At 71.5% G+C, this 26711-nt stretch carries 29 protein-coding genes and 1 pseudogene; 12 read left to right on the top strand and 18 right to left on the bottom strand.

Going from position 1 to position 26711, the window contains the following annotated elements; all coding sequences use genetic code 11:
- Positions 1 to 327: 327 nt before the first annotated feature.
- Positions 328 to 1317 carry a pirin family protein gene (locus ACIRFL_RS02015; RefSeq protein ID WP_404023111.1) on the bottom strand — a complete coding sequence of 330 codons (990 nt, stop codon included), beginning with the start codon at positions 1315 to 1317 and terminating at the stop codon, positions 328 to 330.
- 206 nt (positions 1318 to 1523) lie between these two features.
- On the opposite strand from ACIRFL_RS02015, the gene ACIRFL_RS02020 reads away from it, so the two are divergent.
- On the top strand, positions 1524 to 1967 hold the full coding sequence (locus tag ACIRFL_RS02020) for an SsgA family sporulation/cell division regulator (protein WP_404023112.1): 444 nt from the start codon (positions 1524 to 1526) through the stop codon (positions 1965 to 1967).
- A 261-nt stretch (positions 1968 to 2228) separates the two neighbouring features.
- On the opposite strand, the gene ACIRFL_RS02025 is transcribed toward ACIRFL_RS02020, so the two are convergent.
- Both ACIRFL_RS02025 and ACIRFL_RS02030 read right to left on the bottom strand, forming a co-directional pair.
- Positions 2229 to 2843 carry an FMN reductase gene (locus tag ACIRFL_RS02025; protein WP_404023114.1) on the bottom strand — a complete coding sequence of 205 codons (615 nt, stop codon included), beginning with the start codon at positions 2841 to 2843 and terminating at the stop codon, positions 2229 to 2231.
- The gene (locus ACIRFL_RS02030; RefSeq protein ID WP_404023115.1) at positions 2840 to 3937 is read right to left on the bottom strand and encodes an LLM class flavin-dependent oxidoreductase; all 1098 of its coding nucleotides are present in this window, start codon (positions 3935 to 3937) and stop codon (positions 2840 to 2842) included. The genes ACIRFL_RS02025 and ACIRFL_RS02030 overlap by 4 nt, the downstream gene beginning before the upstream one ends.
- 205 nt (positions 3938 to 4142) lie before the next feature.
- On the opposite strand from ACIRFL_RS02030, the gene ACIRFL_RS02035 reads away from it, so the two are divergent.
- Positions 4143 to 4994, top strand: coding sequence for an NmrA/HSCARG family protein (locus ACIRFL_RS02035; RefSeq protein WP_404023116.1), 852 nt, complete (start codon positions 4143 to 4145; stop codon positions 4992 to 4994).
- Between the two features lie 41 nt (positions 4995 to 5035).
- On the opposite strand, the gene ACIRFL_RS02040 is transcribed toward ACIRFL_RS02035, so the two are convergent.
- Positions 5036 to 6046, bottom strand: coding sequence for a questin oxidase family protein (locus ACIRFL_RS02040; protein ID WP_404023118.1), 1011 nt, complete (start codon positions 6044 to 6046; stop codon positions 5036 to 5038).
- Between the two features lie 188 nt (positions 6047 to 6234).
- A complete protein-coding gene (locus ACIRFL_RS02045; protein WP_404023119.1) occupies positions 6235 to 7017 on the bottom strand; it encodes an SDR family NAD(P)-dependent oxidoreductase in 783 nt (260 codons plus the stop codon).
- 85 nt (positions 7018 to 7102) lie between these two features.
- On the opposite strand from ACIRFL_RS02045, the gene ACIRFL_RS02050 reads away from it, so the two are divergent.
- Positions 7103 to 7960 (top strand): helix-turn-helix transcriptional regulator, encoded by an 858-nt coding sequence (locus ACIRFL_RS02050; RefSeq protein ID WP_404023121.1) that lies wholly within the window; start codon positions 7103 to 7105, stop codon positions 7958 to 7960.
- Positions 7961 to 8008: 48 nt separating this feature from the next.
- On the opposite strand, the gene ACIRFL_RS02055 is transcribed toward ACIRFL_RS02050, so the two are convergent.
- Positions 8009 to 9073, bottom strand: a complete 1065-nt coding sequence (locus ACIRFL_RS02055) for an aldo/keto reductase (protein WP_404023122.1) — start codon at positions 9071 to 9073, stop codon at positions 8009 to 8011.
- Positions 9074 to 9190: 117 nt separating this feature from the next.
- Between ACIRFL_RS02055 and ACIRFL_RS02060 the strand changes: the two genes are divergently transcribed.
- Positions 9191 to 10024: a helix-turn-helix transcriptional regulator gene (locus tag ACIRFL_RS02060; RefSeq protein WP_404023123.1), complete on the top strand. Its 834-nt coding sequence runs from the start codon at positions 9191 to 9193 to the stop codon at positions 10022 to 10024.
- Positions 10025 to 10239: 215 nt separating this feature from the next.
- Here ACIRFL_RS02060 and ACIRFL_RS02065 read toward each other — a convergent pair whose 3' ends face one another.
- Positions 10240 to 11112: an aldo/keto reductase family oxidoreductase gene (locus ACIRFL_RS02065; protein ID WP_404023124.1), complete on the bottom strand. Its 873-nt coding sequence runs from the start codon at positions 11110 to 11112 to the stop codon at positions 10240 to 10242.
- Between the two features lie 133 nt (positions 11113 to 11245).
- On the opposite strand from ACIRFL_RS02065, the gene ACIRFL_RS02070 reads away from it, so the two are divergent.
- Positions 11246 to 11686 carry a winged helix-turn-helix transcriptional regulator gene (locus ACIRFL_RS02070; RefSeq protein WP_404023125.1) on the top strand — a complete coding sequence of 147 codons (441 nt, stop codon included), beginning with the start codon at positions 11246 to 11248 and terminating at the stop codon, positions 11684 to 11686.
- A 54-nt stretch (positions 11687 to 11740) separates the two neighbouring features.
- Here ACIRFL_RS02070 and ACIRFL_RS02075 read toward each other — a convergent pair whose 3' ends face one another.
- The 3 genes from ACIRFL_RS02075 to ACIRFL_RS02085 all read right to left on the bottom strand — a co-directional run bounded on the left by ACIRFL_RS02075 (position 11741) and on the right by ACIRFL_RS02085 (position 14346).
- On the bottom strand, positions 11741 to 12175 hold the full coding sequence (locus tag ACIRFL_RS02075; protein ID WP_404023126.1) for a VOC family protein: 435 nt from the start codon (positions 12173 to 12175) through the stop codon (positions 11741 to 11743).
- Between the two features lie 176 nt (positions 12176 to 12351).
- Positions 12352 to 13194, bottom strand: coding sequence for a phosphotransferase family protein (locus tag ACIRFL_RS02080; protein WP_404023128.1), 843 nt, complete (start codon positions 13192 to 13194; stop codon positions 12352 to 12354).
- A 93-nt stretch (positions 13195 to 13287) separates the two neighbouring features.
- Positions 13288 to 14346: a Glu/Leu/Phe/Val dehydrogenase dimerization domain-containing protein gene (locus ACIRFL_RS02085; RefSeq protein WP_404023129.1), complete on the bottom strand. Its 1059-nt coding sequence runs from the start codon at positions 14344 to 14346 to the stop codon at positions 13288 to 13290.
- A gap of 78 nt (positions 14347 to 14424) precedes the next feature.
- Here ACIRFL_RS02085 and ACIRFL_RS02090 point away from each other — a divergent pair, with 78 nt between their 5' ends.
- The gene (locus ACIRFL_RS02090; RefSeq protein ID WP_404023131.1) at positions 14425 to 14898 is read left to right on the top strand and encodes an Lrp/AsnC family transcriptional regulator; all 474 of its coding nucleotides are present in this window, start codon (positions 14425 to 14427) and stop codon (positions 14896 to 14898) included.
- Between the two features lie 72 nt (positions 14899 to 14970).
- Here ACIRFL_RS02090 and ACIRFL_RS02095 read toward each other — a convergent pair whose 3' ends face one another.
- Positions 14971 to 15567: a TetR/AcrR family transcriptional regulator gene (locus ACIRFL_RS02095; protein WP_404023133.1), complete on the bottom strand. Its 597-nt coding sequence runs from the start codon at positions 15565 to 15567 to the stop codon at positions 14971 to 14973.
- Between the two features lie 89 nt (positions 15568 to 15656).
- On the opposite strand from ACIRFL_RS02095, the gene ACIRFL_RS02100 reads away from it, so the two are divergent.
- Positions 15657 to 16589 (top strand): zinc-binding dehydrogenase, encoded by a 933-nt coding sequence (locus ACIRFL_RS02100; RefSeq protein WP_404023134.1) that lies wholly within the window; start codon positions 15657 to 15659, stop codon positions 16587 to 16589.
- Between the two features lie 128 nt (positions 16590 to 16717).
- Here the strand turns inward: ACIRFL_RS02100 and ACIRFL_RS02105 are convergent, their stop codons facing one another.
- A complete protein-coding gene (locus tag ACIRFL_RS02105; RefSeq protein WP_404023135.1) occupies positions 16718 to 17152 on the bottom strand; it encodes a DUF2267 domain-containing protein in 435 nt (144 codons plus the stop codon).
- 9 nt (positions 17153 to 17161) lie between these two features.
- On the opposite strand from ACIRFL_RS02105, the pseudogene ACIRFL_RS02110 reads away from it, so the two are divergent.
- Positions 17162 to 17674 (top strand): annotated as a pseudogene (locus tag ACIRFL_RS02110) (type III effector protein); the annotation flags it as partial.
- A 186-nt stretch (positions 17675 to 17860) separates the two neighbouring features.
- Here the strand turns inward: ACIRFL_RS02110 and ACIRFL_RS02115 are convergent.
- Entirely contained in the window at positions 17861 to 18544 is a 684-nt protein-coding gene (locus ACIRFL_RS02115) for a TetR/AcrR family transcriptional regulator (RefSeq protein WP_404023136.1), read from the bottom strand.
- A gap of 98 nt (positions 18545 to 18642) precedes the next feature.
- Here ACIRFL_RS02115 and ACIRFL_RS02120 point away from each other — a divergent pair, with 98 nt between their 5' ends.
- Positions 18643 to 19620 (top strand): NAD(P)-dependent alcohol dehydrogenase, encoded by a 978-nt coding sequence (locus tag ACIRFL_RS02120; protein ID WP_404023138.1) that lies wholly within the window; start codon positions 18643 to 18645, stop codon positions 19618 to 19620.
- Positions 19621 to 19701: 81 nt separating this feature from the next.
- Here ACIRFL_RS02120 and ACIRFL_RS02125 read toward each other — a convergent pair whose 3' ends face one another.
- Positions 19702 to 19941 carry a hypothetical protein gene (locus tag ACIRFL_RS02125; RefSeq protein WP_404023173.1) on the bottom strand — a complete coding sequence of 80 codons (240 nt, stop codon included), beginning with the start codon at positions 19939 to 19941 and terminating at the stop codon, positions 19702 to 19704.
- Between ACIRFL_RS02125 and ACIRFL_RS02130 the strand changes: the two genes are divergently transcribed.
- Complete coding sequence (locus ACIRFL_RS02130; RefSeq protein WP_404023172.1) at positions 19859 to 20110, top strand: hypothetical protein; 252 nt, start codon at positions 19859 to 19861, stop codon at positions 20108 to 20110. The two genes, ACIRFL_RS02125 and ACIRFL_RS02130, sit on opposite strands and share 83 nt — an antisense overlap.
- On the top strand, positions 19992 to 20456 hold the full coding sequence (locus ACIRFL_RS02135; RefSeq protein ID WP_404023139.1) for a TetR family transcriptional regulator: 465 nt from the start codon (positions 19992 to 19994) through the stop codon (positions 20454 to 20456). Before ACIRFL_RS02130 ends, ACIRFL_RS02135 begins: the two co-directional genes overlap by 119 nt.
- A gap of 53 nt (positions 20457 to 20509) precedes the next feature.
- Here the strand turns inward: ACIRFL_RS02135 and ACIRFL_RS02140 are convergent, their stop codons facing one another.
- From ACIRFL_RS02140 to ACIRFL_RS02155, 4 genes are all read right to left on the bottom strand, one after another.
- Positions 20510 to 21163 (bottom strand): hypothetical protein, encoded by a 654-nt coding sequence (locus ACIRFL_RS02140; RefSeq protein WP_404023140.1) that lies wholly within the window; start codon positions 21161 to 21163, stop codon positions 20510 to 20512.
- Positions 21164 to 21255: 92 nt separating this feature from the next.
- Positions 21256 to 21630 (bottom strand): hypothetical protein, encoded by a 375-nt coding sequence (locus tag ACIRFL_RS02145; RefSeq protein ID WP_404023141.1) that lies wholly within the window; start codon positions 21628 to 21630, stop codon positions 21256 to 21258.
- Complete coding sequence (locus ACIRFL_RS02150) at positions 21627 to 21998, bottom strand: glycoside hydrolase family 76 protein (protein WP_404023143.1); 372 nt, start codon at positions 21996 to 21998, stop codon at positions 21627 to 21629. Before ACIRFL_RS02150 ends, ACIRFL_RS02145 begins: the two co-directional genes overlap by 4 nt.
- Positions 21999 to 22013: 15 nt before the next feature.
- Entirely contained in the window at positions 22014 to 22337 is a 324-nt protein-coding gene (locus ACIRFL_RS02155) for a hypothetical protein (RefSeq protein ID WP_404023145.1), read from the bottom strand.
- Between the two features lie 343 nt (positions 22338 to 22680).
- On the opposite strand from ACIRFL_RS02155, the gene ACIRFL_RS02160 reads away from it, so the two are divergent.
- Complete coding sequence (locus ACIRFL_RS02160) at positions 22681 to 26532, top strand: S8 family serine peptidase (protein WP_404023146.1); 3852 nt, start codon at positions 22681 to 22683, stop codon at positions 26530 to 26532.
- Positions 26533 to 26711 lie beyond the last annotated feature (179 nt).

Consider the following 26711-nt stretch of genomic DNA (forward strand, 5'->3'; position numbering starts at 1 on the left):
CGTCCAGACATCCGGGAACGCGGATGTCGGCGACATACCGGCCCCGCCCGGAAAGCAGCCGCTCGTCCTCGCGCCTCGTCCATTGCTCCACAACAACACCCCGTTCGTGTCTTTGCGGGAATCGACGTCATTCCTACGGAGCACCAAATCCGTGGAATTCAGCCGCTTCCGACACTAACCGCGGCCGAAGCGGCGCGGCGGGCGACAGGCGGGCCCGTGCACGGTGCGGACGGAAGCGGTGCGCTGCCCGCACAGGCCGGCCGCCGGAGCCACGGCCGGCCGTACCGGTACGCGGAAGGCCGGCCCGTGGGGCGCCCCCGGCCGGGGTCAGTGATCCGCCGGATTCCCGCGCGGCTTGATGCTCGCATGGGGCAGGGCCGGTGCGGGAAGGCGGTCCCCTGGATATCCTTCGACGGCGCCGAAGCGCTCGGCGGAGTTCTGCCAGTCCTCGCGGGCTTTCACGATGTCCTCGTGGCTGCGGCCGATGAAGTTCCACCACATCACGATCTGCTCCCCGAACGGCGTCCCGCCGAGCAGGACCGTCCGTGCGGGGCCGTCCGACTCGTTCGTCAGGGTCAGCGCGCCGGGACCCGGGTGGACGTAGCCCAGTTCTGCGGAGCGCAGGAGGACGTCGGCCAGCCGGACGTCGCCCCGGTCGACCAGGAGGCCGTGCTCGAAGCCGGGGTCCACCGCGAGCGTGACCGACGAGCGGGGTGCGAGCACGATCTCGGCGCCGAGCAGGGGAGTGAAGGTCGGCACCGGTGAGGTGACGCCGGCCAGCGAGCCCAGGAAGACCCTGATCTCCGCCCCGTCGACGCGTACCGGGTCGGGGACGTGGTGCCGGAAGTCGCGCGCGGTGTGCCGGTGCTCCTCGGGCAGCGCCACCCACAGCTGGACGCCGTGCAGGACGGTGGTCCGCGCGGTGGAGACCTCCGAGTGCGCGATGCCGCCTCCGCCGGTCATGAGGTTCAGCTCACCGGGCCGTACGAAGGCGTGGCTGCCCAGGCTGTCCCGGTGCTCGATCTCGCCGCTGAACAGCCAGCTGACGGTCTGGAGCCCGGTGTGCGGATGCGGGGCGACGTCCATGCCGCCGGTCTCGGAGACGTCGTCGGGACCGTAGTGGTCCGCGAAACACCAGGCGCCGATCAGGGTCCTGGCCCGCTGGGGCAGCGTGCGCCGCACGGTCATGGCCCGCGGGCCGCCGAGGGGCACATCCCGCGGGGTGAGCACGTCGACTCGGGGCACCCCGCCCGGCCGCCCGCCGTCCGGCGCCGCGCCGCACGGCACCTCGACGGGCCTCGTCTCGACATTGCTCATGGTGGACCGCCTCTCAGCCAGGTAATTGTTTCATATTCAACCACTAGTCGGCCCGTAACCGTGGTCACGGTTCCCCGACCGGCAACACCCCGTGCGCTCGCCGGCAATTCTCCCCGGCCCGGCCGCCGTACGGTCATGGCCGCCGTGATCCGCCGGCACCCGGCGGGCGAACGGAACACAGCAGGAAGTGGCAGACAGGGGGCGGCATGGGACAGCATCACACCGGTGCCGCGGACGAGGGCCCGATCGTCTGCGCGACGACCGTCCTCGTCACCGTGGCCGACGATCCGCCGGTACCGCTGCCCGCGCAGCTCCGCTACACCGCGACGGACCCCTACGCCGTGTGCATGTCCTTGGGCGCCCCCTCTGCCCCTTCCGTCGACTGGGTCTTCGCCCGGTCGCTCCTCGCCCAGGGCCTGTGCCGCCCCGCCGGGTACGGGGACGTGGTGGTGATCCCACGACACCGTGGCCGTCAGGACACGGTCGGCGTCCTGCTCAGGACACGGCACGGGGCAGCGGTCCTCGAGGTCGCCTCCCGCGCCGTCACGGCCTTTCTGCACCGCACCGACGCCCTGGTCCCACCGGGCACCGAGCACCGCCACATCGATCTGGACCGAGTCGTCCACCACCTGACGGCCGGCCGGGAATGACCCGCCCGCGACCGTACGGTCCTGCGCGCAGGGCCCCGTGAACCGGACCGGCGATGACGCCTGCGGCACACGGCGGGCCGTCCTGGAGGTGGTCGTGGCGCCGCCGGCCCCGCTGTTCCGGCCGCCGCCCGGGACCTCGGTGACCGCCGTGCAGGAGCAGCACCCCGGCCTGTCCGGCCGGCCACGGACCCCGGTCGTCAGCCCGGCCACCGGTCACGGACCGGACCGGTGGCGGTCCGGCGGCGCACGCAGGGGGCGGGCTCAGTCGAAGCGCAGATCGGAAAGCTGCCGTTCGAGCGCGGTGACGTCGTCCTCGGGGGCCGGCCCGGCAGGACGCGCGGCGATCAGGGCGGCCAGCTCGCCGCCCGCCCGCCGGATGCGCCCGGGCAGTCCCTCCGTGTACGCGTCACCACCCGAGCCCCAGTCCTCGGACGCCGCGTACACCGCGGTGGGGACGACGGCCGCGCGCAGGTAGGAGAACAGCGGGCGCAGCGCATGCTCCAGCACCAGGGAGTGGCGGGCCGTCCCACCGGTCGCCGCGATCAGGACCGGCTTGCCGGTCAGGGCCTCCGGATCGATCAGGTCGAAGAAGGACTTGAACAGCCCGCTGTAGGAGGCGGTGAAGACGGGGGTGACCGCGATCAGACCGGCGGCCCCCGTCACCGAGTCGATCGCGGCGGCCAGCGCGGGCGGCGGAAACCCGGTCACGAGGTTGTTGGCGACGGCGACGGCCAGCTCGCGCAGTTCGACGACCTCGGTCTTCGGGTCCAGGCCCCGGCCGGCCAGCTCGCCGTGGGCCGCCTCGGCCAGACGGTCCGCCAGCAGACGGGTGGAGGACGGGGTGCTCAGCCCCGCGGACACGGCGACGAGCTTCACGCGGCGTCCTCCCCCTTCGAGGCCGCCGCCGCGGCGACCCGGGCCGCGTGCGTCGGCGCGTCGGGCACGTCGGTGGGACGCCCCTTCGCGAACTCCTTGCGCAGCACGGGCACCACCTGTTCGCCGAGCAGGTCGAGCTGTTCCAGCACTGTCTTCAGAGGCAGGCCCGCGTGGTCCATCAGGAACAGCTGCCGCTGGTAGTCGCCGACGGTCTCCCGGAACGACAGCGTCCGCTCGATGACCTGCTGCGGGGAGCCCACCGTCAGCGGTGTCTGCTCGGTGAAGTCCTCCAGGGACGGGCCATGGCCGTACACAGGGGCGTTGTCGAAGTAGGGGCGGAACTCCCGTACGGCGTCCTGCGAGTTCTTCCGCATGAAGACCTGACCGCCGAGCCCGACGACGGCCTCTTCGGGGCGGCCGTGCCCGTAGTGGGCGTACCGCCGCCGGTACAGCTGCACCATGCGCCTCGTGTGCTCGGCCGGCCAGAAGATGTTGTTGTGGAAGAAGCCGTCGCCGAAGAAGGCCGCCTGGTCGGCGATCTCCGGCGACCGGATCGAACCGTGCCAGACGAACGGCGGTACGCCGTCCAGCGGACGCGGAGTCGCGGTGAAGCCCTGAAGAGGGGTGCGGAACTTCCCCTCCCAGTCCACCACGTCCTCGCGCCACAGCCGGTGCAGCAGCGTGTAGTTCTCCCGGGCGAGCGCAATGCCCTGCCGGATGTCCTGCCCGAACCACGGATAGACGGGCCCGGTGTTCCCGCGCCCCAGCATCAGGTCCACCCGGCCGTCCGCGAGGTGCTGGAGCATCGCGAAGTCCTCGGCGATCTTCACCGGGTCGTTGGTGGTGATCAGTGTCGTCGCGGTGGACAAGATCAGCTTCTCGGTGCGGGCCGCGACGTAGCCGAGCATTGTGGTCGGGGACGACGGCACGAACGGCGGGTTGTGGTGCTCGCCGGTGGCGAACACGTCCAGACCCACCTCCTCCGCCTTGAGCGCGATGGCGACCATCGCCTTGATGCGTTCGTGCTCCGGTGGAGTACGGCCTGTGGTCGGATCGGTCGTCACGTCCCCGACCGTGAAGATGCCGAACTGCATGGATCCCTCTTCTTCCGGCAAACGTGTGAGGTGGGGAACGCTAGGCGCCGGTCGCACGCTCGTCATGACTGTGGGTGCACGGGAATGAGCCCACCAGTGCCCTGTTCTGGCATGTCGGCGCCGTTCGCCCTCCTGCGGCACGGATGATGACCGCCGGGGCCGGCTGCCGATCCGATGCCCCCATGGCTGGGAAAGGAGTTCTTCGATGGTCGATGAACCGGTCTTGGTGCTTGCGGCGACCGGTGGACAGGGCCGGGCCGTGGTCGACGCGCTGCTGGCCCGCGGGGCCGGGATCAGGGCGCTGGTCCGCGACCCGGCCCGCGGTGCCGCACGGGAACTGGCCGGCCAGGGTGTCGACGTGGTGGCGGGTTCGCTGAGCGATCGCGGATCGCTCGCCGCGGCCATGAAGGGCGTGGCCGGTGTCTTCGCGTTCACCACACCCTTCGAGGCCGGCATCGAGGCGGAGGTGGCCCAGGGGCGGGCCATCCTCGCCGCCGCGGCACAGGAACGTGTTCCGCACCTCGTGTTCAGCTCGGTCGCCGGGGCCGACCAGAACAGCGGGGTACCGCACTTCGAGAGCAAGGCGCGCATCGAGGCGGAACTGACCGCCGGCGATGTCGCGTACACGATTCTGGGGCCGACGTACTTCTTCGACAACGCGCTCGGCGGGGCACGGCGCATCCTGGACGGCGTACTCGATCTGCCGCTGCCGCCCGACCGGCCGTTGCAGCAGCTCGCCCGGCCCGACCTCGGCGCGTTCGCGGCGCATGTGCTCCTCGACCCCGCTCCGTACGTCTCACGGCGCATCGAACTGGCCTCTGACGACCCCACCCCTGCGCAGATGGCGGCCGCGCTCGGCGCCGCGCTGGGCCGGGACGTCCGCCACGAGCGGGTACCGCTGACAGCCATCGGCAACCCGGACATGCACGCGATGTGGGCGTTCCTGAACGGGCCCGGCTACCGCGTCGACATCCCCGCGCTCCATGCCGCCCACCCGGAGATCCGCTGGACCCGGTTCACCGACTGGGCGCACCACACCTGGTCCAGCGCCGGCTGAACCGCCTGCCCACCGCCCCGCGACCGCCCCCAGGCACGTGCTCAGGCCAGCGGGGCGCTCAGCTCCATGGACCGCAGAGCCGCCGCCATGGCCGGTCCGTCGCCGACGTCGAGGGCCGTGTCCGTCAGCTTGATGACATGTTCGTCGCCGTGCGCCAGGGCCCGTTCAAACACCTCTTCGGGGGTGAGGGCGCCGGGCGGGGTGTAGTCGGCCGGCGCGGCCGGTGCGTACATCGCGGTCACTGCCGCGGAGGCCGTCCAGGCCGCCCGCAGGCTCGGCGCCCACAGCGTCTGGGGGAGCGCGGGCAGGGTGCGCAGGACGGCGTTGGGAGCCGTGGCCGCGTGGACCAGCATCGTCGCCTCGCCGTGGCCGTGGGTGGCATACCGGTGTGTTGCCGCCCGCACCAGTTCGGTGAGGTGGCGGTACGCGTCGCTCGGCTCCGTCACCGAGGCCGCCCACACCGGCAGGGCCCTGACCTGGTCGAGCCGGGCGGAGAAGCCACCGTCCTGCACGGCGATCGGCGCGACCGTGTCGAGCGCGGCAGCCGCGCCGTCGGCGCCGGGCAGCGAGGCGACGACCGCGACGGGCCGGTGGCGCGCGGCCCAGTAGCCGAGGCCGTGGGCCAGTTCCGCCAGCCGGGGTTCGGTGACCTCACCGGACAGAAGTGTGCGCACGGCGTGGCCCACCCGGATCACCGGATGTGTCGAGCCGCCGTACAGGCCGGGCAGCAGGCGGGGCCACCACAAAGTCAGCACCTCGGGCCAGGGACGCTCGGCGACCTCGCGCTCGAAGTAGCCGATCCAGTCGGCGGCGCGCCGCGGATCGCCGAGCGCGGCGGACCAGTCGGCGTCCGTGACCGGCTCGACACGTGACGGGAACTCCTCCAGTTTGTGTGCGTACAGGTCGAGCCAGCGGTGCACCGAACGTGCCTGCCCGTGAGCGGCGAGGGCTTCGACGGCCATCGGCGCGTGGTTGGTGAGCCGCCCGAGCCGTTCGGGCCCGGAGTCGTGCAGTCGCACAAGCGCCTCGTCCAACGTTCCTGTCGTATCCATGGCATGGACACTAGGCAGGATGCCACGGCGGTGTAACGGGCCACAGACGTAGGCAGGACCTAGGACCTGCGGCCCGGTGCCGGCGCCGGGCGAGAGCCGCGGCCGATGCCGGACCCTGCCCCGGACGGGGCCGGGGTCCGGCGGCTCACATGTGCTCAAGGACGCGGCTTGCCCGGGCGGTCCCCTGGTCAGGCCCCGGCGCCTCCGTCGACCGGCACGATCGCGCCGGTCACCATCGAGGCACGGTCGCTGAGCAGCCACGCGGCCACCTCGGCCACCTCGCGGGGCTCGGCCATCCGGCCCAGTGGGGTCGCCGCGTTGTTGCGCTCGATGATGCCCGGGGACACGGCCTCCCAGGCGTCGATCATCGTCGTGGCGGTGCCGCCGGGGGTGATGCCGTTCACTCGTATGCCCTGCCGGCCCCAGGTCACGGCGGCCGTCTCGGTGATGCTGTTGAGTGCGCGCTTCATGGCACCGTATGCGGGCAGGGCGGGGTTCGCGCGGCGGCTGCCGATGCTTGAGGTGTTGACGATCGCCCCGCCGCCGCCTCGTCGCATGAGCGCGGCCTCCGCGTTCATCGCGGTCCAGTGGGAGCGGAAGTTCACGGCGAACTGTTCGTCGATGTCCTCCTCGCTCGTGGTGTCGAGCGGGCCGGGTTGTTGGATCGCCGCACCGTTGTTGAAGGCGCCGTCGAGCTGTCCGTGCAGTTCCTCGACGCGGCCGACCGCGGCGCGGATGCTCGCACCGACGGCGAGGTCCAGGGTGACGGCGTCGGCGATGCCGCCGTCGGCGCGGATCTCGGTGACGATGCCGTCGAGGGCATCGGTGCTGCGGGCGGCGAGCACGACGGCGGCGCCCTCGGCGGCGAAGAGCCGGGCCGCCGCCGCCCCGATGCCGCGGCTGGCGCCGGTGATGAACACGACCTTGCCGGTGAGCAGGCCGAGGGGTGCGATGTCGCTGTTGTTCGTCATGACACCAGCGTCAGGCCGGCCCCGGGCCGGATACAGGCACAGGCGGTACCAGGATCCGTCGCCGGGCAGCGTGCACACTCGGGGTATGGACAAGCAAGCGCTCGGGGCGTTCCTCCGCAGCCGTCGTGAGCGGCTTCGGCCGCAGGACGTCGGCCTCCCCTCGGGACCGCGACGCCGGACACCGGGTCTGCGCCGCGAGGAGGCCGCGGTCCTCGCGCACATTTCCACGGAGTACTACATCCGGCTCGAACAGGGCAGGGCGCCGCGACCGTCCGGCGAGGTGCTTGCCGGGATCGCAGGCGCGCTGCGGCTCACCGACGCCGAGTCCGACCACCTCCACGTCCTCGCGGGTACCGCGCCGACCCGTACCCGGCTGCACCGGCGCGACGTACGTCCGAGCATTCTCGCGCTCATCGAGCGGCTGCCGCAGACGGCCGCCTTCGTGATGTCCGCCGTGTTCGAGGTGCTTGCGTGGAACGACCTCGCGGCCGCGCTCATGGAGGACTTCGCCCCGCTCGACCCCGAGGACCGCAATCTCGCGCGCCGGGCATTCCTCGGATCGGAGCACGCCGACGAGACGCTGTACGGGATCTCCGACGCCGCCGAGTTCCGGCACCACGTGGTCATGGAACTGCGCGCCACCCTCGCCCGCTACCCGGACGATCCCGCGGTGACCGGCCTCGTCGACGAACTGTGCGACGCCAGCCCCGACTTCGTCCGGCTCTGGGAGCGGCACGACGTGCAGGCCGTGCAGATGTTCACGAAGACGTTCCGCCACCCGGCCCTCGGGGAGATCACCGTCGACTGCGACACCCTCGCGCTCACGGAGCGAGACCAGCACCTCGTGCTCTACAGCGCACCGCCGGGATCCCCGGCCGCCGAGGCGCTGGCTCTGCTGAACGTACTCGGCGCCGAGGCGGGCAGCGCAGCACGGCGCGGATGAGACCCGGCCCGGTCCCACCGCCCCTGCCGTTCCGGGCGCCCGATCGTGTCAGCGGCGGGTCTCGATCTTCAGGTCACCCGCGGTCACCTTGCGGATGTGGTCGCCGGCGAGCATGTCGTGCGGGAAACCGAGTGCGATCGCGCTGGCCTCGTCGAGGCGGGCCAGTTGGGAGTCGGTGAACTCGACCGTCAGGGCGCCCAGATTGTCCTTCAGTTGCGTGCGGGTGCGGGCGCCGATGATCGGTGCCGTCACGCTCGGATTCCGCAGGGTCCAGGCCAGCCCGGCCTGGGCGGGTGTGCGGCCCAGCTCCGTGGCGACCTCCTTCACGACATCCGCAAGGGCGAGGTTGCGTTCGGTGAGCGTGCCCACGGCGCGGTTGAAGTTCCTGCGGGTGCCGTCGTCGGACGCGCCGTTCTCCGCGGTCAGGTCGTCGCGGCTGTACTTGCCGGTGAGCACCCCGCCGGCCAGGGGCGAATACGGGATCACACCCAGCCCCATCTCGCGCGCCATGGGGATCAGATCACGTTCCCCGGTACGCTCGATCAGGTTGTATTCGATCTGCAGCGCCACGAGCGGCGACCAGCCGCGCAGGTCGGCGATCGCCTGCATGCGCGACACCTGCCAGGCCGGGGCGTTGCAGATCGCCAGGTACAGGACCTTGCCCTGCCGGACCAGATCGTCCATGCCGCGCAGGATCTCCTCGACCGGTGTCGTGAAATCCCACACGTGCAGATAGAGCAGATCGATGTAGTCCGTGCCGAGCTGTCGCAGACTCGCTTCCACCGAAGCGAACAGGCTCTTGCGGTGACCGCCCCCGGAATTCGGGTCGCCGGGCCGGCGCAGCGTCGTGTATTTCGTCGCCAGCACCAGGCTTTCGCGCCTGTCGCGGGTGAATTCGCCCAGCAGACGCTCCGAGCTGCCATCGGTGTAGGTGTTTGCGGTGTCGATGAAGTTGCCGCCTCGCTCGACGTAGAGGTCGAACACTCTGCGTGCCTCGTCCTTCTCGGCTCCCCAGCCCCAGTCGGTGCCGAAGGTCGCCGTGCCCAGCGCCAGTGGTGAGACCCGCAGCCCGGAGCGGCCCAGCAGCCGGTAGGTGTCGAGGGTGAGCGACATGGTGTCCTCCTGTGCTCGTGATCCGTTGCCGGGATCAAGGCTGCAACCGCCGAGAGCCGGGGGTAAGGGAAGGAGCTTCCTGGGAACGCCGGTCCTACCCTGGCTGTTGCAACGAGCATGACGACTCACACCGTGGACCCGACACAGGAGCTGGCCGCGTTCCTGCGGAACCGGCGCGAACGGCTGGACCCGCGCGATCTCGGTCTGCCGTCGCGTCGCCAGGCCCGCCGGACCCCGGGACTGCGCCGCGAAGAGGTCGCCGAACTGGCCGGGGTCAGCGTCGACTACATCGTGCGGCTGGAACAGGGGCGCGGGGTGCGGCCCTCGGCGGACGTGGTGGAGGCGCTGGCGCGGGCACTGCGCCTGGCCCCCGTCGAACGCGCCTACCTGTTCGACCTGGCCCAGCAGCGCCCCCGCGAGGCCGGCAGGCCCGCCACCACCGCGGCGCCGTCGCTGGCCCGGCTGGTCGCCGATCTGTCGCCGCTGCCGGCCATGCTGATGAACCACCGGTACGACATCCTGGCCTTCAACCGCGAAATGACCAGGCTGCTACTGGATTTCGACACCCTGCCGCCGTCGCAGCGCAATGCGATGCGGCTGTGCCTGAGGCACCCGGAGATACGCGAGTTCTACGTCGACCGGGAACGCGTCGTGCGGGAGGGGATCGCCCATCTGCGCGCCGCGTGGGCCGCGCATCCGGAGGATCGGGCGCTGACCGACCTCATCGCCGAATTCATCAGCCGTGACGAGGATTTCGCCCGATGGTGGGCCGAGCGGGACATCCGGGTCAACGGCCGCGGACACAAGATCATGCGGCACCCTGACGCCGGTGTGATCACCGTGCGTTTCGAAGTCCTCATGCCGCTTCAGGATCCCGATCAACGGTTGCTGATCTTCCGTGCCGCGGACGATGAGAGCCAGTCGGCATTGGACCGGTTGTGCACACGGTGATGCCGAGCCGTCCTCGGCTGCGGCCCGGGGGAGCGGGCGCGCTCTCGCCGGTGCCGAGGCGGGGAGGGCGGCCAGGCGCCGTGCCCGGTCGCCGGGGTGTGCGGCCCGGCGCCGCAATCGGGCCGCCACCTCGTCCGCCGACCGCTTCCTGCTGGGTCCTGTCGTCACACTCCCGTCGTTCGCCCGGAGGGCAGGCGGGGGTTTGACGACAGGGTCTAGCGGCCGATCTTGTCCAGCTCGGCGAGTTCCTGGTCGGAGAGCGAGAGCCCCGCACCGGCGACGTTCTCGCGCAGGTGCGCCACCGACGAGGTGCCGGGGATGAGCAGGATGTTCGGCGACCGCCGCAGCAGCCAGGCCAGGGCGACCGACATCGGTGTCGCGTCCAGCCGGGAGGCCACGGCGGAGAGCGCCGTGGACTGCAGCGGCGTGAAGCCGCCGAGCGGGAAGAAGGGCACGTAGGCGATGCCCTTGTCGGCGAGTTCGTCGATCAGTTCCTCGTCCTGACGGTGGGCGAGGTTGTACATGTTCTGCACGCACACGATCGGCGCGATCTCCTGCGCCTCGGCGACCTGGTCCGCCGTCGCGTTGCTCACCCCGAGATGCCGGATCAGGCCCTGCTGCTGGAGTTCGACCAGGGTCCCGAAGGGCTCGGCGAGCGAACCGGGCTGCGGGCCCTGAGCGTCACCGAGCCGGAGATTGACCACGTCGAGCGAATCGAGGCCAAGGTCCTCAAGGTTCTCGTGGACGGCGCGGCGCAGGTCCTCGGGCCGCCGCGCCGGGGGCCAGCCGCCCTGCTGATCGCGGACCGCGCCGACCTTGGTCACGACGTGCAGCGCCTCGGGATAGGGGTGCAGCGCCTCACGGATCAGCCGGTTCGTGACGCGTGGCCCGTATGCTCCGGCGGTGTCGACATGGGTGATCCCGAGGCCGATGGCCTCCCGCAGAACGGCCAGCGCGGCGTCGTGGTCGGCGGGCGGCCCCATGACGCCGGGGCCGGCGAGCTGCATGGCGCCGTAGCCGAAGCGGGTGACGGTCAGATCGCCCAGGGTCCAGGTGCCGCCGGGAAGGGAAACGGAGGGTGTGCTCATGTGTCTGTCTTTCATGGGGGCGCTGGGTGATTGGTGCCTTTCGGCTCCGTGCGCCAGTATGGGCAGGTGACTTCCCGACGGGAAGTAGGCACCTGGAAGTGCGTAAGGCACCCATGGGGGAGAGGAACGGTCGATGACCACGACGGCGGCCCAGCGACGGGCGCAGGCCAAGGCGGAATACGATGCTTTCCTGGCGGTGTGTCCGAGCCGCAAGCTGCTTGAACGGATCTCCGGAAAGTGGGTCACGCTGATCCTGGCCGCACTGGGCAGCGGCGGCTCGCACCAGCCGGGCGCCGACTGCGCCGGTGAGCCCCGGCCGATGCGCTACTCAGAGCTGTCGCGCCTGCTGGCCGGCGTCAGCCAGAAAATGCTCACGCAGACGCTGCGCTCGCTTGAACGTGACGGTCTGATCACCCGCACCGCCACACCGACCGTCCCCGTCACGGTCTCCTACGAGTTGACCGATCTCGGCCTCTCCCTGCACCACATGATGCGCGGCCTCAAGACGTGGGCCGAGACACACATGGACGATGTGCTCACCCACCGCGCGACGTACGACACCCGCACCGACTGATGCGTCGGGGCCCCGTGGCGTAGTCGGCTCCCACCTCCCACGCTCGGAGGATGCTCAGTCGAGACAGAACTCGTTGCCCTCGATGTCCTGCATCGAAATGCACGACTCGTTGTGTTCATCGGCGAGCAGGAGTTGCACGCGTACCGCGCCGAGCGCGACCAGACGTGCGCACTCGGCTTCGAGCGCGGCGAGGCGTTCCTCCCCCACGAGCCCGGTGCCGACCCGCACGTCGAGATGCACCCGGTTCTTGACGACCTTGCCCTCGGGGACGCGCTGGAAGTACAGCCGCGGGCCCACGCCCGAGGGATCAATGCAGGCGAACGACGAACCCTGCTCCTCAGCCGGCAGAGAGCGATCGAAATCGTCCCACGTGTCGAACCCCTTTGGTGGCGGCGGTACGACGTACCCCAGCACCTCACACCAGAAGCGAGCGACGCGCTCGGGTTCCGCGCAGTCGAAGGTGACTTGGAACTTCTTGATCGATGACATCGGGGCACCATAGCAGGGGAACCCCTCCGCTTGTCTGCCTGCGGCCGTCCCCCGGTTCACGCAGCTGCGGCAGCGACTGGCGGGGGTGAGCGAGAAGATGCTCACCCAGACACCGACGGACCCCCTGAGGGCGCTCACGGAGTGTTCTGCCCAGCGGCGCCTCAGTTTCGACGTGTTCAGCCCAGTCCGCAGCGATCAAGTGCGGTACGAACCTGGTTGAGCCCCACCGCTCTCCAGTGCTCCCGGTCAGGCATCCGGTCGTCCCGGCGCCAGCGCCACGCCGAGAACATCGCCCAGTTCAGGGCGCGGCACCGGTGAATCAGGTCGTGGTCGGCCCCCGGACAGTGCTGTCCCACTTCGTCGGGCGCATGGGCGAGGTCGAACTCGATCGGCCCACGGCAGCACGTGGCGAGGTCCACGAAAAGCGGTCCTCTCCTTGTGTTGAGGAGGTTGCCCGGATGCGGCTCGCCGTGCAACAGCTGGTCGTCGGCTCTGTCGACGGTGAGCGCGGCGCTCAGACCACCGAGTGTGTCGCTGAGGAATCGCCGGTCGGCATCGGGCAGTTCGGGGGACTGCTCCGGGTCGTTCACCTTGCTCAGCGCCACGGCGACTCGATCGCTGACATGCGGTGCGCCCAGATCGATCTGACGCAGTGCGGCATGGTGCCGCATCAACGCGTCCGCGTAGTCGGCCGGCGCGATCTGTGATCCCACAGGTTCGTAGTACGTCCAGAACGAGATGGCGAAGGCATCACGCACATGGACGCGGGGGGCGACCCGAGGGTCGAGCTCAGCCACGGGAGCGTCGACGGCGGCGAGACGGTGAGCAACCTCCACTTCGAACTCGGAATCGGCCAGATACCCCGAGGGTGCGACCCGGGCCAGAACATCGCAAGGGACCAGGCGCAGCGCGACGCGGTCCGAGTTGTGGATGACGACCACATCGTTGATCTGTAGGCCCGACTCCGAAGCGGCCGCCCGTCCTGCCTCGATTGCGCGGCGGAGTTCCCCTGCCTCCATACCGTCCTCCCTCACGTTGCGTACACCTACACGTCCGGGGCAACTGGCCGGTTCGGCCGCGCCGGTGTGGACCGGCAGGCCGCCGTCCGGTCGTCAGCCGGCCTTGGCCCGCGAGGCCGAGGACGCCAGCCTGCGCTCGGCGATCTGCCGGGCCGTCCGCAGCGGCGTGATGCCGGACGAGAGCGCCAGGTCGAGGATGCGGGTCACGGTGTCACCGATGCCCTCCACCCGCTTCTGCGCGGCCTCATGGCCGTGGTTCTCCGACTCCCGGCTCAGGGCGTAGACGATACCGCCGGCCCCGGCGACATAGTCGGGCACCCACACGATGCCCCGCTCCGCAAGCACATCGGCCACGCGCTCCTCGGTGAGCTGGTTGTTCGCCGGACCGACGACCAGGCGCGCGGTGATCCGCGGGACCGTCACGTCATCGAGTACGCCGCCGACGGCAGCGGGGACCAGGATGTCGGCCGACGCGGACAGAGCCTGACCGGGCTCGACCCATCCGTACCCGCTCGCCAGGGCCACCTCCTTGCGGGAGGCTTCCAGGTCCGAGACGACGACATGCGCGCCCTCGGCGGCCAGGCCGGCGGCAATACCGCTGCCGACCGACCCGAAGCCGCTGATCACCACGGTCCGCCCGGCACAGGAGGCATCGCCGAATACATGCCGCGCACCGGCGCGCAGGGCCGCCAGGACCCCGGTGGCGGTGGGGCCCCCGGAATCGCCGGTACCGCCGTGCTCCTCGGGCGCGCAGTACGCGTACGGCGAGAAACGCCGCAGGACCACCATGTCCTCGGGGCCGGTGCCGACGTCCGGGCCGGTGCGGTAGGAGCCCCGGAAGGATGCGATCAGCTCGCCCAGGTCCTCCAGCGCGGCCGCACGCAACCGCGGGGTGAGCGCCGTGTCGTTGCCGAGGGCGATCACGCTCTTGCCGCCACCGAAGTCCAGACCGGCCACCGCGGCCTTGTAGGTCATCGCCTCCGACAGGCGCAGCGCGTCAGCCAGTCCATGCTGCCAGGTGTCGTAGCGGCGCAGCCGGCAGCCGCCGACCGCCGGGCCCAGCGCCCGGGAGTGGACGGCCACGATCAGCGGCAGCCCAGAACGGCGTCCACGTCGAATGACCACGTCTTCATGCGCAAGTGCTCGGCTCATGCCCCGAAGCTAGGCTGATGCACGGAACAATTGACGTGACACCGAAGGAAATTCGGTGTCACGGTCCAGGAGGCAGCCATGGATGAACTTGATTCGGCGATCGTGCACCATCTGCAGGCCGACGGTCGGCAGTCCAACCGGGCCCTCGCCGAGAAGCTCGGCATCGCCCCCTCCACCTGCCTCGAACGCACCAGGTTGCTGCACAGGCGCGGCGTCATCCAGGGCTACCGTGCCCAGGTCTCCCTGCGGGCGCTCAACCGCTCCGTGCAAGCGATGGTCTTCACCCAGGTCCGGCCGCTGCGCCGGGATGTCGTCGCCGCCTTCGAGCGGTCGGTGACGCGGCTGCCGGAGGTGATCTCCGTCTACACGATGGCCGGCAGCGACGACTTCCTCGTCCATGTCACGGCCCCGGACATCGACCACCTGCACGCGTTCCTCCTGGACCAGTTCACCAACCGCCGGGAGATCGCCGGCTTCCGCACCTCGATCATCTACCAGCACCTCACCAACCCGGTGCTCGACCCGCTCCCCACAAAGCCAGAACACCCCTGACACCACGCCGTCCACCGGACAGCCCGCTGTTCCGGCTCCGTCGGCCGCCCGGCAGGGCCGCCGGTGGCCGGCTCATGCCTCAAGGGCGAGCGCGGAGTTCATGGTCGAGTAGACCCGGCGCAGGAGCGCGGGCAGTTCGCCCGGTGTGCAGTCGGGCAGCCATTCGTCCAGAGCGCAGCGCCAGGCGGCCGTGAAGAACTCGATGAGGAGCCGCAGTTCGAGTCGGTTCCGTTCGTCGAATCGGCGCGCGATCTCGGCCTGGACTTCGGCGCAGTGCCGCAGCGTGTACCCGTCGAGTGCGGGTGAGCCGGCGATCAGCCGGAGCGTGAGGGGAAAGCGCCGGTACCAGCCCTCGTCCATGCGCTCCAGCGTGGTCAGCATGGCGGCGAGGAAGACATCGGCCAGCGGCCCGGACTTCTCCATGCCGTCGAGGACTTCCAGGTAGGTGGCCCAGAGTTGCTTGACGGCGGTGAGCGCCACATCCTCCTTCGAGCGGAAGTTGCGGAAGAAGGTCCGCCGGGACACCTCCACCTGCTCCAGCAGCGCGTCCAGCGGAGTGCCGTCGAATCCGCGCTCACCGAAGAGCGTGACGGCAGTGTCGATCAGTTCCTGGCGCGTACGCAGCTTTTTGCGTTCGCGCAGGGTGGTGGGCTGTTCGGAGCTGGTCATCACCGGCACTGTACCAAGCGCGCCGAGATTGTGCATATGCTCTACTGAAGCAAACGCCTCACTGTGGCACTTTGGAAAGGGATCTTCCCGTGCGCGCACTCGTCGTCGACCACACCTCACCCGGACACCTGTCGCTGACGGACGTCCCCGCCCCGCGTCCCGCCGCGCACGAGGCCCTTGTACGGGTCGAGGCCGTCTCGCTGAACTTCGGTGAGGTCCATGAGGCGATCCATGCGAAGACGCCGGACGGCACCGTGCCCGGATGGGACGCGGCGGGCGTGGTCGTCCAGCCGGCCGCCGACGGCTCGGGTCCGGCCGAGGGGGAGAGGGTCGTCACCCTCGGCGAGGCCGGCTGGGCCGAACTGCGGGCCGTGCCCGCCGCCCTGCTCGGCACCGCGCCGAAGGACGCCGACCCCGGTGCGCTGAGCACTATTCCCGTGGCGGGGCTGAGCGCCCTGCACGTGCTGCGCCGCATGGGATCGCTGCTCGGCCGCCGTGTGATGATCACCGGTGCTTCCGGCGGTGTAGGCCGCTACGCCGTCCAGTTGGCCGCCCGCGCGGGCGCGCATGTCGTTGCCATCAGCCGAAGCCCCGCCCAGGCAGACGGGCTGCGCGCCCTGGGCGCCGACGAGGTCCACCCCGAGCCGGCCGCGGTGCGGCAGCCCGTGTCAGCCGTCCTCGACAACGTCGGCGGACACCACCTCGTCGACGCCTTCGCCGCGCTGTCGGCCGGCGGCAGCCTCTTCAGCGTGGGCCGCTCCTCCGAGGCCGACGCGGTGCTGTCACCGGATGCCCTGCTGGGCGACCAAGGACGGCACGACCGGTCGATCCGCACCTTCTTCCTCCTCGGCGACCCCGCCACCGACTTCTCCGCGGATCTGACCTGGCTGGCCGGAGAGATCGCCGCGGGCCGCCTCGATCCGGGCATCAGCTGGCGCGGCCCCTGGACCCGCCACTTGGAGGCGGTCGAGGCTCTGCTCGACCGCCGCCTGCACGGCAAAGCCGTCCTCGATCTCGGCTGACCGGCCGGTTCGCCGCCGTCGCAACCACCGTCGGTGCCGTACGACGCTGGTGGAGCGTCACCAGCCAACGGCGTCCCGTGCGAGCGACGGAGACTGACGGCCGCCCGGACCACCGCCGAAAGGGCCGCCTATGCGGCTGCGGTGAGTTCGGCGCGGCCGAACAGCAGCGCATAGCCGCCCGGGAGTTGGCGCAGGATACGGGTGAGCAGTTCGGGGCCGGCCAAGGCGGCGACGGCGACGAGGACGGAGCCGGTGTCCCAGCGGGTGGTGGCCGGGGAGGCGCCGCTGCGGGCAGCGAGGTCCTTGACGAAGGCCCAGCCGGTCAGGGGCTGGGTGTCGGAGATCTGCTGGGTGAGCATGCGCGCGGCTTCGAGGGGCGGCCGGGCGGCCAGGTCGACACGTTCGTCGCCCGTCAGCCGGCGCCCGAGGCCCGCGAGGACCAGGCGGACGGCCTCCTCGGCCCGCTCCCGGGTGGGGTAGGCGCCTTCGTAGCGGACCTTCTCCAGCATCTGCTCGTACGTCATCGAGGGCAGGTGCTCAAGCGGTGCGCGCTCGTCGGACATCACGGCGGTGGTTGCCGGCCGGAGCAGGCTCTGGCCTCCCTCCTGCTGCTGCGGCAGGTGCGCGAGCAGCTTGCCGGATGGGAAACCGGCCTGACCGAAACGGCCCGCCACGCGGGAGCCAGCTGGGCCGATCTCGCCCACCCCCTCGGCGTCGCAAGCCGCCAGGCCGCGGAGCGCCGCTACCTGCGCAACCGGCCCGGCCCCGCAGGAACCACCAGCGAACAACGCGTCCAGGCCACCCGTGAACGCCGCGCCGCCGAACGCGCCGTCGCCACCTGGGCGCGCCGCAACGCCGCCGACCTGCGCCGCATCGCCGGCCAGATCACGGCCCTCACCGACCTGCCCACGGCGGCCCGGCTCCCGCTCGGCCAACTCCACGCGGCCCTCGCTCACGACGACCCCGCGGCCCTCATCGATCCCCTGACCGCCACCCGCCCGCACCTGACCGCCACCCACCCCGGCCTCGCCGCCCGACTCGACACCCTCACGGAATCCGCCATGACGCCGGCCACTGCCGACTGACCTACGACCTCGCCCGCCGCCGCATCCTCGACAACCGCCCCGGCACGCCCGGCTCGTGGCCTAGGGCTGCCCGTATCCGAGTGATCTGCCTCATGATCGTCGGGAGTTGACCGAACCGGCGCGGAGTGCCCTGCGGACCCCGACCGGCGGCCCGCTGCCCGCGTACCGGCAGCCGTCCGCCTCGCGTCAGGCTCCGGACGGCCATCGGCCCAGGGTGCTGCCGGCAGCCAGGGGCAGCCGGCGCAGCGGCAGCGCGCTGGGCGGAGGCAGCGGTCCCTTGGCCGCGTCGGCACGGAACGACTGGAGCAGGTACGCCATCAGACGCCGAGACGCCGCACCGTCCCCCGGCAAGGTGGCCACCAGGGCACAGTGGGCCAGCAAGGCCACGGCGAGGTCGGAAGGATGGAAGTCGGCCCGCAGCGCACCGGCCGCCTGGGCTCGGCGGACCAGGGTCGTGAGGTCCCGCTCGGCCTGGTGCCGGCACTGCGCGTACTGCGTGGAGGCGTCCGGGAACGCGGCGGCGAACGCGGCCGGGAACCCCTGCTCCTCCCGCTGGGCCTCACAGGCGGTGACGACCACCCGCTGGAAGCCCCGCCATGGGTCGGGATCGGCCAGCGCCTCGCCGAGCATGTGGCCGCAGGTCTCCATCTGCTGGGCGAAGGCGGCCTGCACCAAGGCGTCCTTGGTCGGGAAGTGCCGGTACAGCGTCGCCACGCCGACACCGGCCCGCCGGGCCACGGCCGTCATGGGCGCGTCGATCCCGCGTTCGGCGAAGACCGAGCGGGCGGCGACGAGGATGCGCTCCCGGTTGCGCCGCGCGTCCGCCCGCAGCCCCTGCGGGACCCCTATCCGAGAGAATTCCTCGACCATTGCCTCTCACCTTCGGCTCACACGGACGATGCGTCCGCTCAAAAGCCTACGGTCAAGGTCACATCTTCCGTACGGCCATGGGTTGCAAGGTGAAAACGGTGAACGACCGCACGATGAAAGCAGTTCTCTTCGACCGCTACGGCGCTCCAGAAGTGCTGTACGTGGGCCGGGTGCCGCGTCCCGAGCCGGCGCCCGGAGAAGTGCTGGTGCGGGTGTGTGCCTTCAGCGTCAACGGCGGTGAGACCGCGGCCCGTGCCGGCCGCGTCCGCCTCCTCACCGGCCGGAGGTTCCCCCAGCGCATCGGACTGGACTTCACGGGGGAGGTCGCCGAACTCGGCGCCGGTGCCGCGGGCGTCGCGGTCGGCGACCGTGTATGGGGTGTCCTGGGGCGCACCTCCGGATTCGGCAGCGCGGCCGAGTATGTGACCGTACCGGCCGGGCGGCTCGGCCGGGTTCCCGACAGCCTGGACCTGGTGGACGCCGCCGCGCTGCCGGTGGCGACCACGGCCGTCACGGCGTTGCGTGACAAGGCCGCCCTGCGCCCCGGTGAGCGACTGCTCGTGCGGGGCGCGGCGGGTGGTGTGGGCAACGCGGCCGTGCAGCTCGGACAGGCGTACGGCGCTGAGGTCACGGCCCTGGCCCGCGCCGCCAACCTCGACTTCGTTCGGGCACTCGGCGCCCACCGGGCCGTCGACCACCGGGCCGTCCGGCCGGCGGAACTGGGCCGGTTCGACGTGGTGGTGGACACCGTGGGGACCGACCTGCGGACGTTCCGTGGGCTGCTGAGGCCCGCAGGTCGTATGGTCACCATCGCCTTCGACTCGGCGCGGCCCGTCGCCTCGCTGGGCTACATCGCGGCCAGCGCGATCCACGGACACGGCCGGGTGCGCTTCTTCAGCGGCAACCCTGTGCGGGAGCACTTCGACGACCTCGCCCGTCACGTGGTGGAGGGCAGGCTGCGCCCGGCGGTGGACACGGTCTTTCCCCTGGAGGAGACGGCGGCGGCACACCGCGCACTGGAGGCCGGCGGTGTGCGGGGCAAGTATGTGGTGAGGGTCGACCAGAGCTTGGGGTAGGCGCCGGGGGCGGGGGCGGCCTCGCGCCAGTACGCGCGAGGACGTCGAGTTGGCGGCCGTCGCGCTGATGCGGCGCGACGGCTACGAGAACGTCACCGTCGCCGGTATCAGCCGGACCACCTTCTTCCGGTACTTCGGCTCGAAGCCCGGGGTCATCTGGTATGCCTTCGACACCACGATGGAACGCCTGGTCGGGGCGATCGCCGCAGCGCCCGCCGACGCCGACCCGCTCGATGCGGTGCGGGCGGCCGTCGTGGAGTCCACCCGGGCGGCGGTCCAGGACAGCCCGCTGTGGCTGGAGCGGTTCCAACTCCTCGACACGGCCGCCGAGCTGCAGGCGGAATCCCACCAGCACGGGGAGCGACGGAAGCGTGTCGGCGCGGGCCGGCGTCACCCATGGCCTCGTACTGCGGCAGTTCGGCTCCAAGGAGCAACTGTTCCTCGCCGCGGTCCCCGGCCACCGCGAACTGGACGACACCATCGCCGGTGACCGCCGGACCCTGCCCGAACGGGTCGCGCACGCCTTCGTCACGCGCATGGAGACCAACGCGGCCGGCGACCCGCTCGTGGTCCTGCTGCGCAGCGTCGCCTCCGACCAGAAAGCCGCCGCCACGCTCCTCGAACTCATGGAGAAGAACAGCCTCACTGCCTACCGGGAGGTGCTGGAGGGGGACGACGAGGACATCGAGGCGTGCGTGTCATTGCTGGGCGCCCACCTCATAGGTGTCACCTTCTCCCGCTACATCGCCGCCACCGGGCCCCTCGCCCGCATGGACGCGGCCGACGTGACCGCACACGTCGCCCGCGTGCTGCGCCACATCCTCTTCGACGACTGACCGGAAACCCCCGCTCCTCCCGGTCGTACGGGCACCGTGGTCGGCGGCGCAGGTCAGGGCCGTGCGCTGTCGCCGGGGAAGGCCGTGGACGGGTGCAGCCGGAGCGTGACCGCCGCCGTTCCGAGCGCAGGCACGTCGACCGGGACGACGCCGCCCGGTTCCGGACTGAGTTCGCCTGATGCCTGCCCGAGGTAGCCGGTACGGAACGCCTTGGCGAAGGGGAACGGGATGGCCATCACCCGCCCCTGGGGGTCGGTGTAGCCGATGTCGAGGTGCGAGTGCTGCACCAGGTGGAGCGTCCAGTGGCGCTGCGGGCGGGCCTCGAAGCCGAACCGGGTGCCTTCTTCCAGGTCGGGAAGCTCGATCAGCAGGCGTGTCGGCGCGTCCACTTCGGGCACCAGGACGCGGGTGTCGGCCCCGGGGCCGGGAAGGATCTCGCAGGGGACGGGAGTGCCCCCGCTCGTGGTGACCCGGGCCCGGGTGATGCGCGGCAGGGTGTCGCGCGAGGCCGCGCCCGGGCGGCGCAGACGCAGCCGGACGGACTGCAGCAGTCCGCCCTTGCCGTCATGGCGCAGCAGCGGCTCGCCGGACAGCTGCAGCCGCATGTCGCCGATGCCTGCGCTGGTGGTGACCACCCGGTCACGCAGGATGTCGCGCGCGATGTCGGAGTCCCACCAGGAGGGCCGGGTCAGTGGTGCCTTGGACATGGTCCGTGGATTTCCTTTGGGTCGAGGGACGATGATGCGCGGCCAAGGCGCGGGTCACGAGCGGGGGCGGCGCACTCGCCGGGACGGTGACCTCAGCGGGTGGTGCGGGCCAGCGTGGCGAAGATCTGGACCATGGCGGACTGTTCCAGGGTTTCGGCGGGAATCCGCGGATCGTAGTCGCCGCCGCCCGAAGGCTGGAAGTGGAACAGCCCGGTTGTGGCGTCCCGGTTGCCGGCGTACGTGCCATCCGCGTAGGCGCTCATGGCCTTGAGGTAGGCGGAGTCGGGGCGGACGGCGTCCAGGGCGAGCAGGTCCTTGAAGTAGAAGGCGTTGAAAATGGCCGGCTGGTCATGCAGACGGCTGCCCTGCGTCCAGTACGCCAGGGAGCCGCGAGCGTCCTCGACCGCCTTGTTCAGGTAGGCGGCGTCGCCGGTGCCGCGGTAGAGGGCGGTGGCCGCGCCGATCATGGAGCCCGAGTTGTAGGTCCACAGGGTCGGGTTGGTGCTGCCGTCGTCGCCGCGGTCGTTGCGTACAGGCCCGGTGCCTGGCGCATGCACGAGTACACCCAGCCGTACCACCGCTCGGCCCTCTCCAGGTAGCCGCGGTTGTGGGTGTGCTGGTAGAGCCCGGCGGCGAGCTGGGCGGACGGGGAAGTGACAGCGGTGGCACGGACGGTGTTGCTGGGTGAGTCGAACCAGTCCATCCCGCCGGGACATGCCTTCGCGGGGTCGGTGTCCCAGGCCCGGGTGACGACGGCGACGACCTGCTCGGCCCGCGTGAGGAACGTGCGGTCGCCGGTGTGCTCGTACGGGTCGAGCTGGCTCAGCGCGACCACGGCGTTGTCGTCGTACTACACATCGCCGCCCGTTCCCAGGGGGGCGGGCAGGTAGGACTGGTAGCCCGGCCGGCCGCCGGGCGCGAAGTTCAGCTCGATGGTGTCGAAGCGCTCCGCCGCATCCGGACGGTGGACGGGGCCGGTTCGGGGGAGCTGCTGCATGTCCACGGTCGCCGCGGTGGCCTCGCGCATCGGCCACAGGTAGGAGTGCTCGCGGTCCGTCGCCTGCCGGGGTGTGCGCTCCAGGTACAGGCCGTGCTGGTCCGCGCCCTCGTAACGGTGGGTCTGCAGGGCGTCGTAGGCGTTGGTGGCACGGTCGGCCCACATCGTGGGGGACACGTGGTGGGGGCGTGCGGGGTGAGCGGGCCCGGAGTTCCGTCTGCTGGAGGGCACCGGCCACCTGCCCCAGGCCGAGACCCCCGAGCAACTCCTGCCGGTGCTCTGGGACTTCGCCGAGGCCCACGCCCACTAACGGCCGCGTTCCCGAACCTCCTTGAGGTCCCGGGCGGTTCAACGGCGCGGCAAAGAGTCCGTAACCGGGGCGAAACGTCAACGGGTCCATGGCCTGGCGCCGTTGCGACATGTCGCAGCTGTGACACCTGAGGGTCGTGACATGCGCTTGGCATCAGCAGATTCTTTCGGATGGCGCGTGACCACACGCTGAACGAAAGGTGCTCGGCTGATGGCATGGATCCGCCTGACGGCGGCGATATCGACAGGACTGCTCCTGACCGCTGGGGGTGTGCAGTCCGTGTCCGCGCAGACATCCGAAGTGGGCGCGGCGGGACCCGCCGCCGCACCGGGGGCCCACCCCACGACCGTGCGGCTGGTGACCGGCGACCGCGTGACGGTGACGCCCGGCGCCGACGGCCGGAACACCGCGTCGGTGGAACCCGGACCGGGGCGCGAACGGATCGTGTTCCGCACCTACCAGGAGGACGGCGGCGACCTGACGGTGCTGCCGGCGGACGCCGCGGACCTGGTCGCCGCCGGGACGCTGGACCGGCGCCTGTTCAACGTGACCACCCTCATCGCCCAGGGGTACGACGAGGCGGCCGGCTCGGCGCTGCCGCTGATCGTCTCCGCCGACCCGCGTCCCGGCCTGGTCCGGACGACGGCGAAGAACGAGAAGGCCGCGGCCGCCGTCGCGGACCGGGTCGCCGCGTTCAACACGGCGTCCGCTCCCGAGCGCCGCCTCGACAGCATCGACGCCCGGTCGCTGCGCGTGGCGGCCGGCGATCTCGGCGCCTTCTGGAAGGCACTCACCCCCGGCGACGCATCCGGCGCGGCCCGTGCCGCGGCGACGCCCCAAGTGTGGCTCGACGGCAGGGTCTCTGCGGTACTGGATCGCAGTACGGCGCAGATCAACGCGCCGACGGCGTGGCGGGCCGGTTTCGAGGGCCAGGGCGTGAAGGTGGCCGTGCTGGACACCGGGGTGGACGCGCGTCATCCGGATCTGGTGGGTCGGATCGCGAAGTCCAAGGACTTCTCGGGCAGTTCGAACACCGAGGATCACTTCGGACACGGTACACATGTGGCGTCGATCGTGGGGGGAACCGGTGCCGCGTCGGCCGGGACGCGGCGCGGTGTGGCACCGAAGGCGGAGCTGCTGGTCGGCAAGGTGCTGGGCGATGACGGCTACGGTTCGGAGTCGCAGGTCATCGACGGCATGGAGTGGGCGGCGGCCGAGCACGCCAAGGTCGTCAACATGAGCCTCGGCTCGGACGGGGCGTCCGACGGCACCGATCCGATGAGCCAGGCCGTCAACACGCTCTCCGCGTCGGGCGACACCCTCTTCGTGGTGGCGGCCGGCAACTCCGGCGAGAACGGCCCGTCGACGATCGGCTCGCCGGGCTCGGCGGATGCCGCGCTGACCGTGGGCGCGGTCGACCGCGACGACTCCCTCGCCTCGTTCTCCAGCCGCGGCCCCCGCCCGGGCGACAAGGCCGTCAAGCCGGATGTGACCGCACCCGGTGTGGGTGTCGTGGCCGCGCGCGCCACGGGTACCACGATGGGTGATCCCATCGACGCGAACTACACGACCGCGTCCGGTACGTCGATGGCGACCCCGCATGTCGCGGGGGCGGCGGCGCTGCTGGCACAACGGCATCCGCACTGGACGGGGCAGCAGGTGAAGGACGCCCTGACCAGCACGGCCCGCACCGTGACCGGCACCGGGGTGACCGAACAGGGCGGCGGCCGGATCGACGTCGCCGCGGCGATGGGAACGGTCACGGCCACCGGCAGCGTGACCCTGCCCGCCCTGCAGACGGGCGCAGGCGGGCAGCGGCAGGCGGCGGTCCTGCACTACACCAACACCGGTGACCGGCCCGTCGACCTCAAGCTGACCGCCGCCCTGGCGAACGCCGACGGCATCGCCCTGCCCTCCGGCGTCGTCACGCCCGCCGCCGGCACCGTGCACCTCGCCGCCGGTGCCTCCGCCGACGTGCCGCTGAGCACCGACGCCAAGAACGCCAAGCGCGGCTCGTACTACGGCTATGTCACCGCGAGCCGCGCCGACGGCACGGTGGTCGCCCACACCACGCTCTCCCTGGTCGTGCACGCCCCGCAGCACCGGCTCACCGTGGTCGTCCGCGACCGCGACGGCAAGGTGCTCCCCGGCTGGCTGCCGACCATCTGGGGCGCCGACGGCTTCGTCTCGTACACCAGCGCCGAGCCCGCGGTTGCGGTCGTCGAAGAAGGCACGTACCAGGTCGACTACGGCACCCTGGACAACGCCGCCGACGGCCAGGAACTGCGCGAGGTGATCAACCCGCAGGTGACGGTCGCCAAGGACACCACGGTGACGCTCGACGCCTCGAAGGTCACCGAGGTGCAGATCCGCACGCCCAAGCCGGCCGAGCAGCGGGGCATCCTCAGCTACCAGACGTACCGCAAGATCGACGGCCACGGCCTGCTCCAGGGCGTGATGTACTTCGACATCGCCAAGCGGATCTACGTCAGCCCCACGGCCCAGGTCACCGACGGCACCTTCGAGTTCGCCTCCCGATGGCAGATGACGGCGCCCCAGCTGCGGGCCGGGGCGTCCGGCACCTCCTCGTCCTTCACCCCGTACTACCTGCCGACCTCCCCGGTCTTCGACGACAAGGGTGTCCGTCTGACCGCGGTGGACGCCGGCGCGGGCACCGCCGCCGACCTGAAGGCCGCCCGCGTGCGCGGGAAACTCGCCGTCATCCGCTACGACTACGGCGACGACCGGGCGCTGGCGCGGGCGGCGGCGGACGCGGGGGCCAAGGCGCTGATGCTCGTGATGCCGCAGGGCTCCTACCCCTGGACGCGCTGGCACCCGGAGGGCGACCGCCTGCCCCTGCCCGTCATGCGGGCAGGCACGGCGGAGGGCACCGACCTGCTCAAGCGCGCCGCGAAGCGCACCACCTCGGTGAACTTCTCCGGCACGGTGCGCAGCCCCTACCTGTACGACGTGATGCAGGTGTCCCAGCAGCGCATCCCCGAACACCTGGTGCACACCGTCTCCGACCGCAACAGCGCGGTGGTGCGCGCCGCCTACACCCGCACGGGGGCCTCCTCCTGGACGAGCGAGCAGCGCTTCGGATGGCGGCCCTACCAGAACACGGCCTGGAACCAGTACACCCGCGACGTGCCGACGGGCCAGGAACGGACGGAATATGTGACCGCCGGTGACACGCGGTGGAGCCACACCGTGCACCACGACACCGTCATGGACCGGGACGTCGAACTGGGCGCCGGGATGCGTGACGCGGCCCACACCTACCAGCCCGGACAGCGCGCCACCGAGCGGTGGTTCGCGGCCCCGGTGCGGCCGTCGATCCCGCACGGTGTGACGGGCTGGCCCGCCTCGGTGCGCAACGGCGACACCCTGTCGTTGCACATCGCGGAGTTCACCGACTCCGAGGCCGGCCACTGGTCGTTCGCGGAGCGCTCCGCACTCGGCGGCATCGGCACCGGAGCGTCCGCGGTGACCGACGCGAGCGACGTGGCCCGCGCGGAGCTGTACCGCAACGGCCGGCGCGTCGCGCAGTCCGACGACGGTGCGTGGGGCGACTTCGAGGTGCCCGCAGGCAAGGCCGGTTACCGGCTCGACCTGACCACCGCGCGCACCTCCTCCGACTGGCGGTTCGGCACCGGCACCACGACCTCCTGGACGTTCGGCTCGGACACCGCGGCGACCACCGCCCTGCTGCCCCTGCTCCAGGTCGACTACGCGGTGCCCGTGGACGTCCGCAACGCGGTGGGTCCGCGCCGGTCGCACACCGTGGGTCTCCGCGTGCGCATGCCGGACGGTCTGGCCGCCCCGCGCGGGGTGTCGCTCAAGGTCGAGACCTCCTACGACGACGGGCGGACCTGGACCACGGCCCGCACGAGCCGGCACGGCGGCGGTACGGACTTCACCGCCACCGTCGAGCGGCCCTCCTCGGTGCACCGGGACGCGTTCGTGACGCTGCGTGTCACCGCGACGGACGCCGCCGGCGACGGCGTCCGGCAGACCATCGACCGTGCCTACCTGCATCCCGGGCCGTCCGCCAGGCGGTGACGACGGAGCGGTACAGCGGTTGACACCGGCGGGGGGGGGGGGGGGGGGGGGGGGGGGGGGGGGGGGGGGGGGGGGGGGCCCGCCCGGCGGAGGGCTGTGGCAGGGGGCCCGGGACGCCGTTCGGGCCGGGCTCGTGCCCGGGCGGCACCGGCGGGCGTGGCCGGGCTGTTCTCCCCGAG

Source organism: Streptomyces sp. NPDC102462 (assembly GCF_044765425.1).
GTDB lineage: Bacteria > Actinomycetota > Actinomycetes > Streptomycetales > Streptomycetaceae > Streptomyces.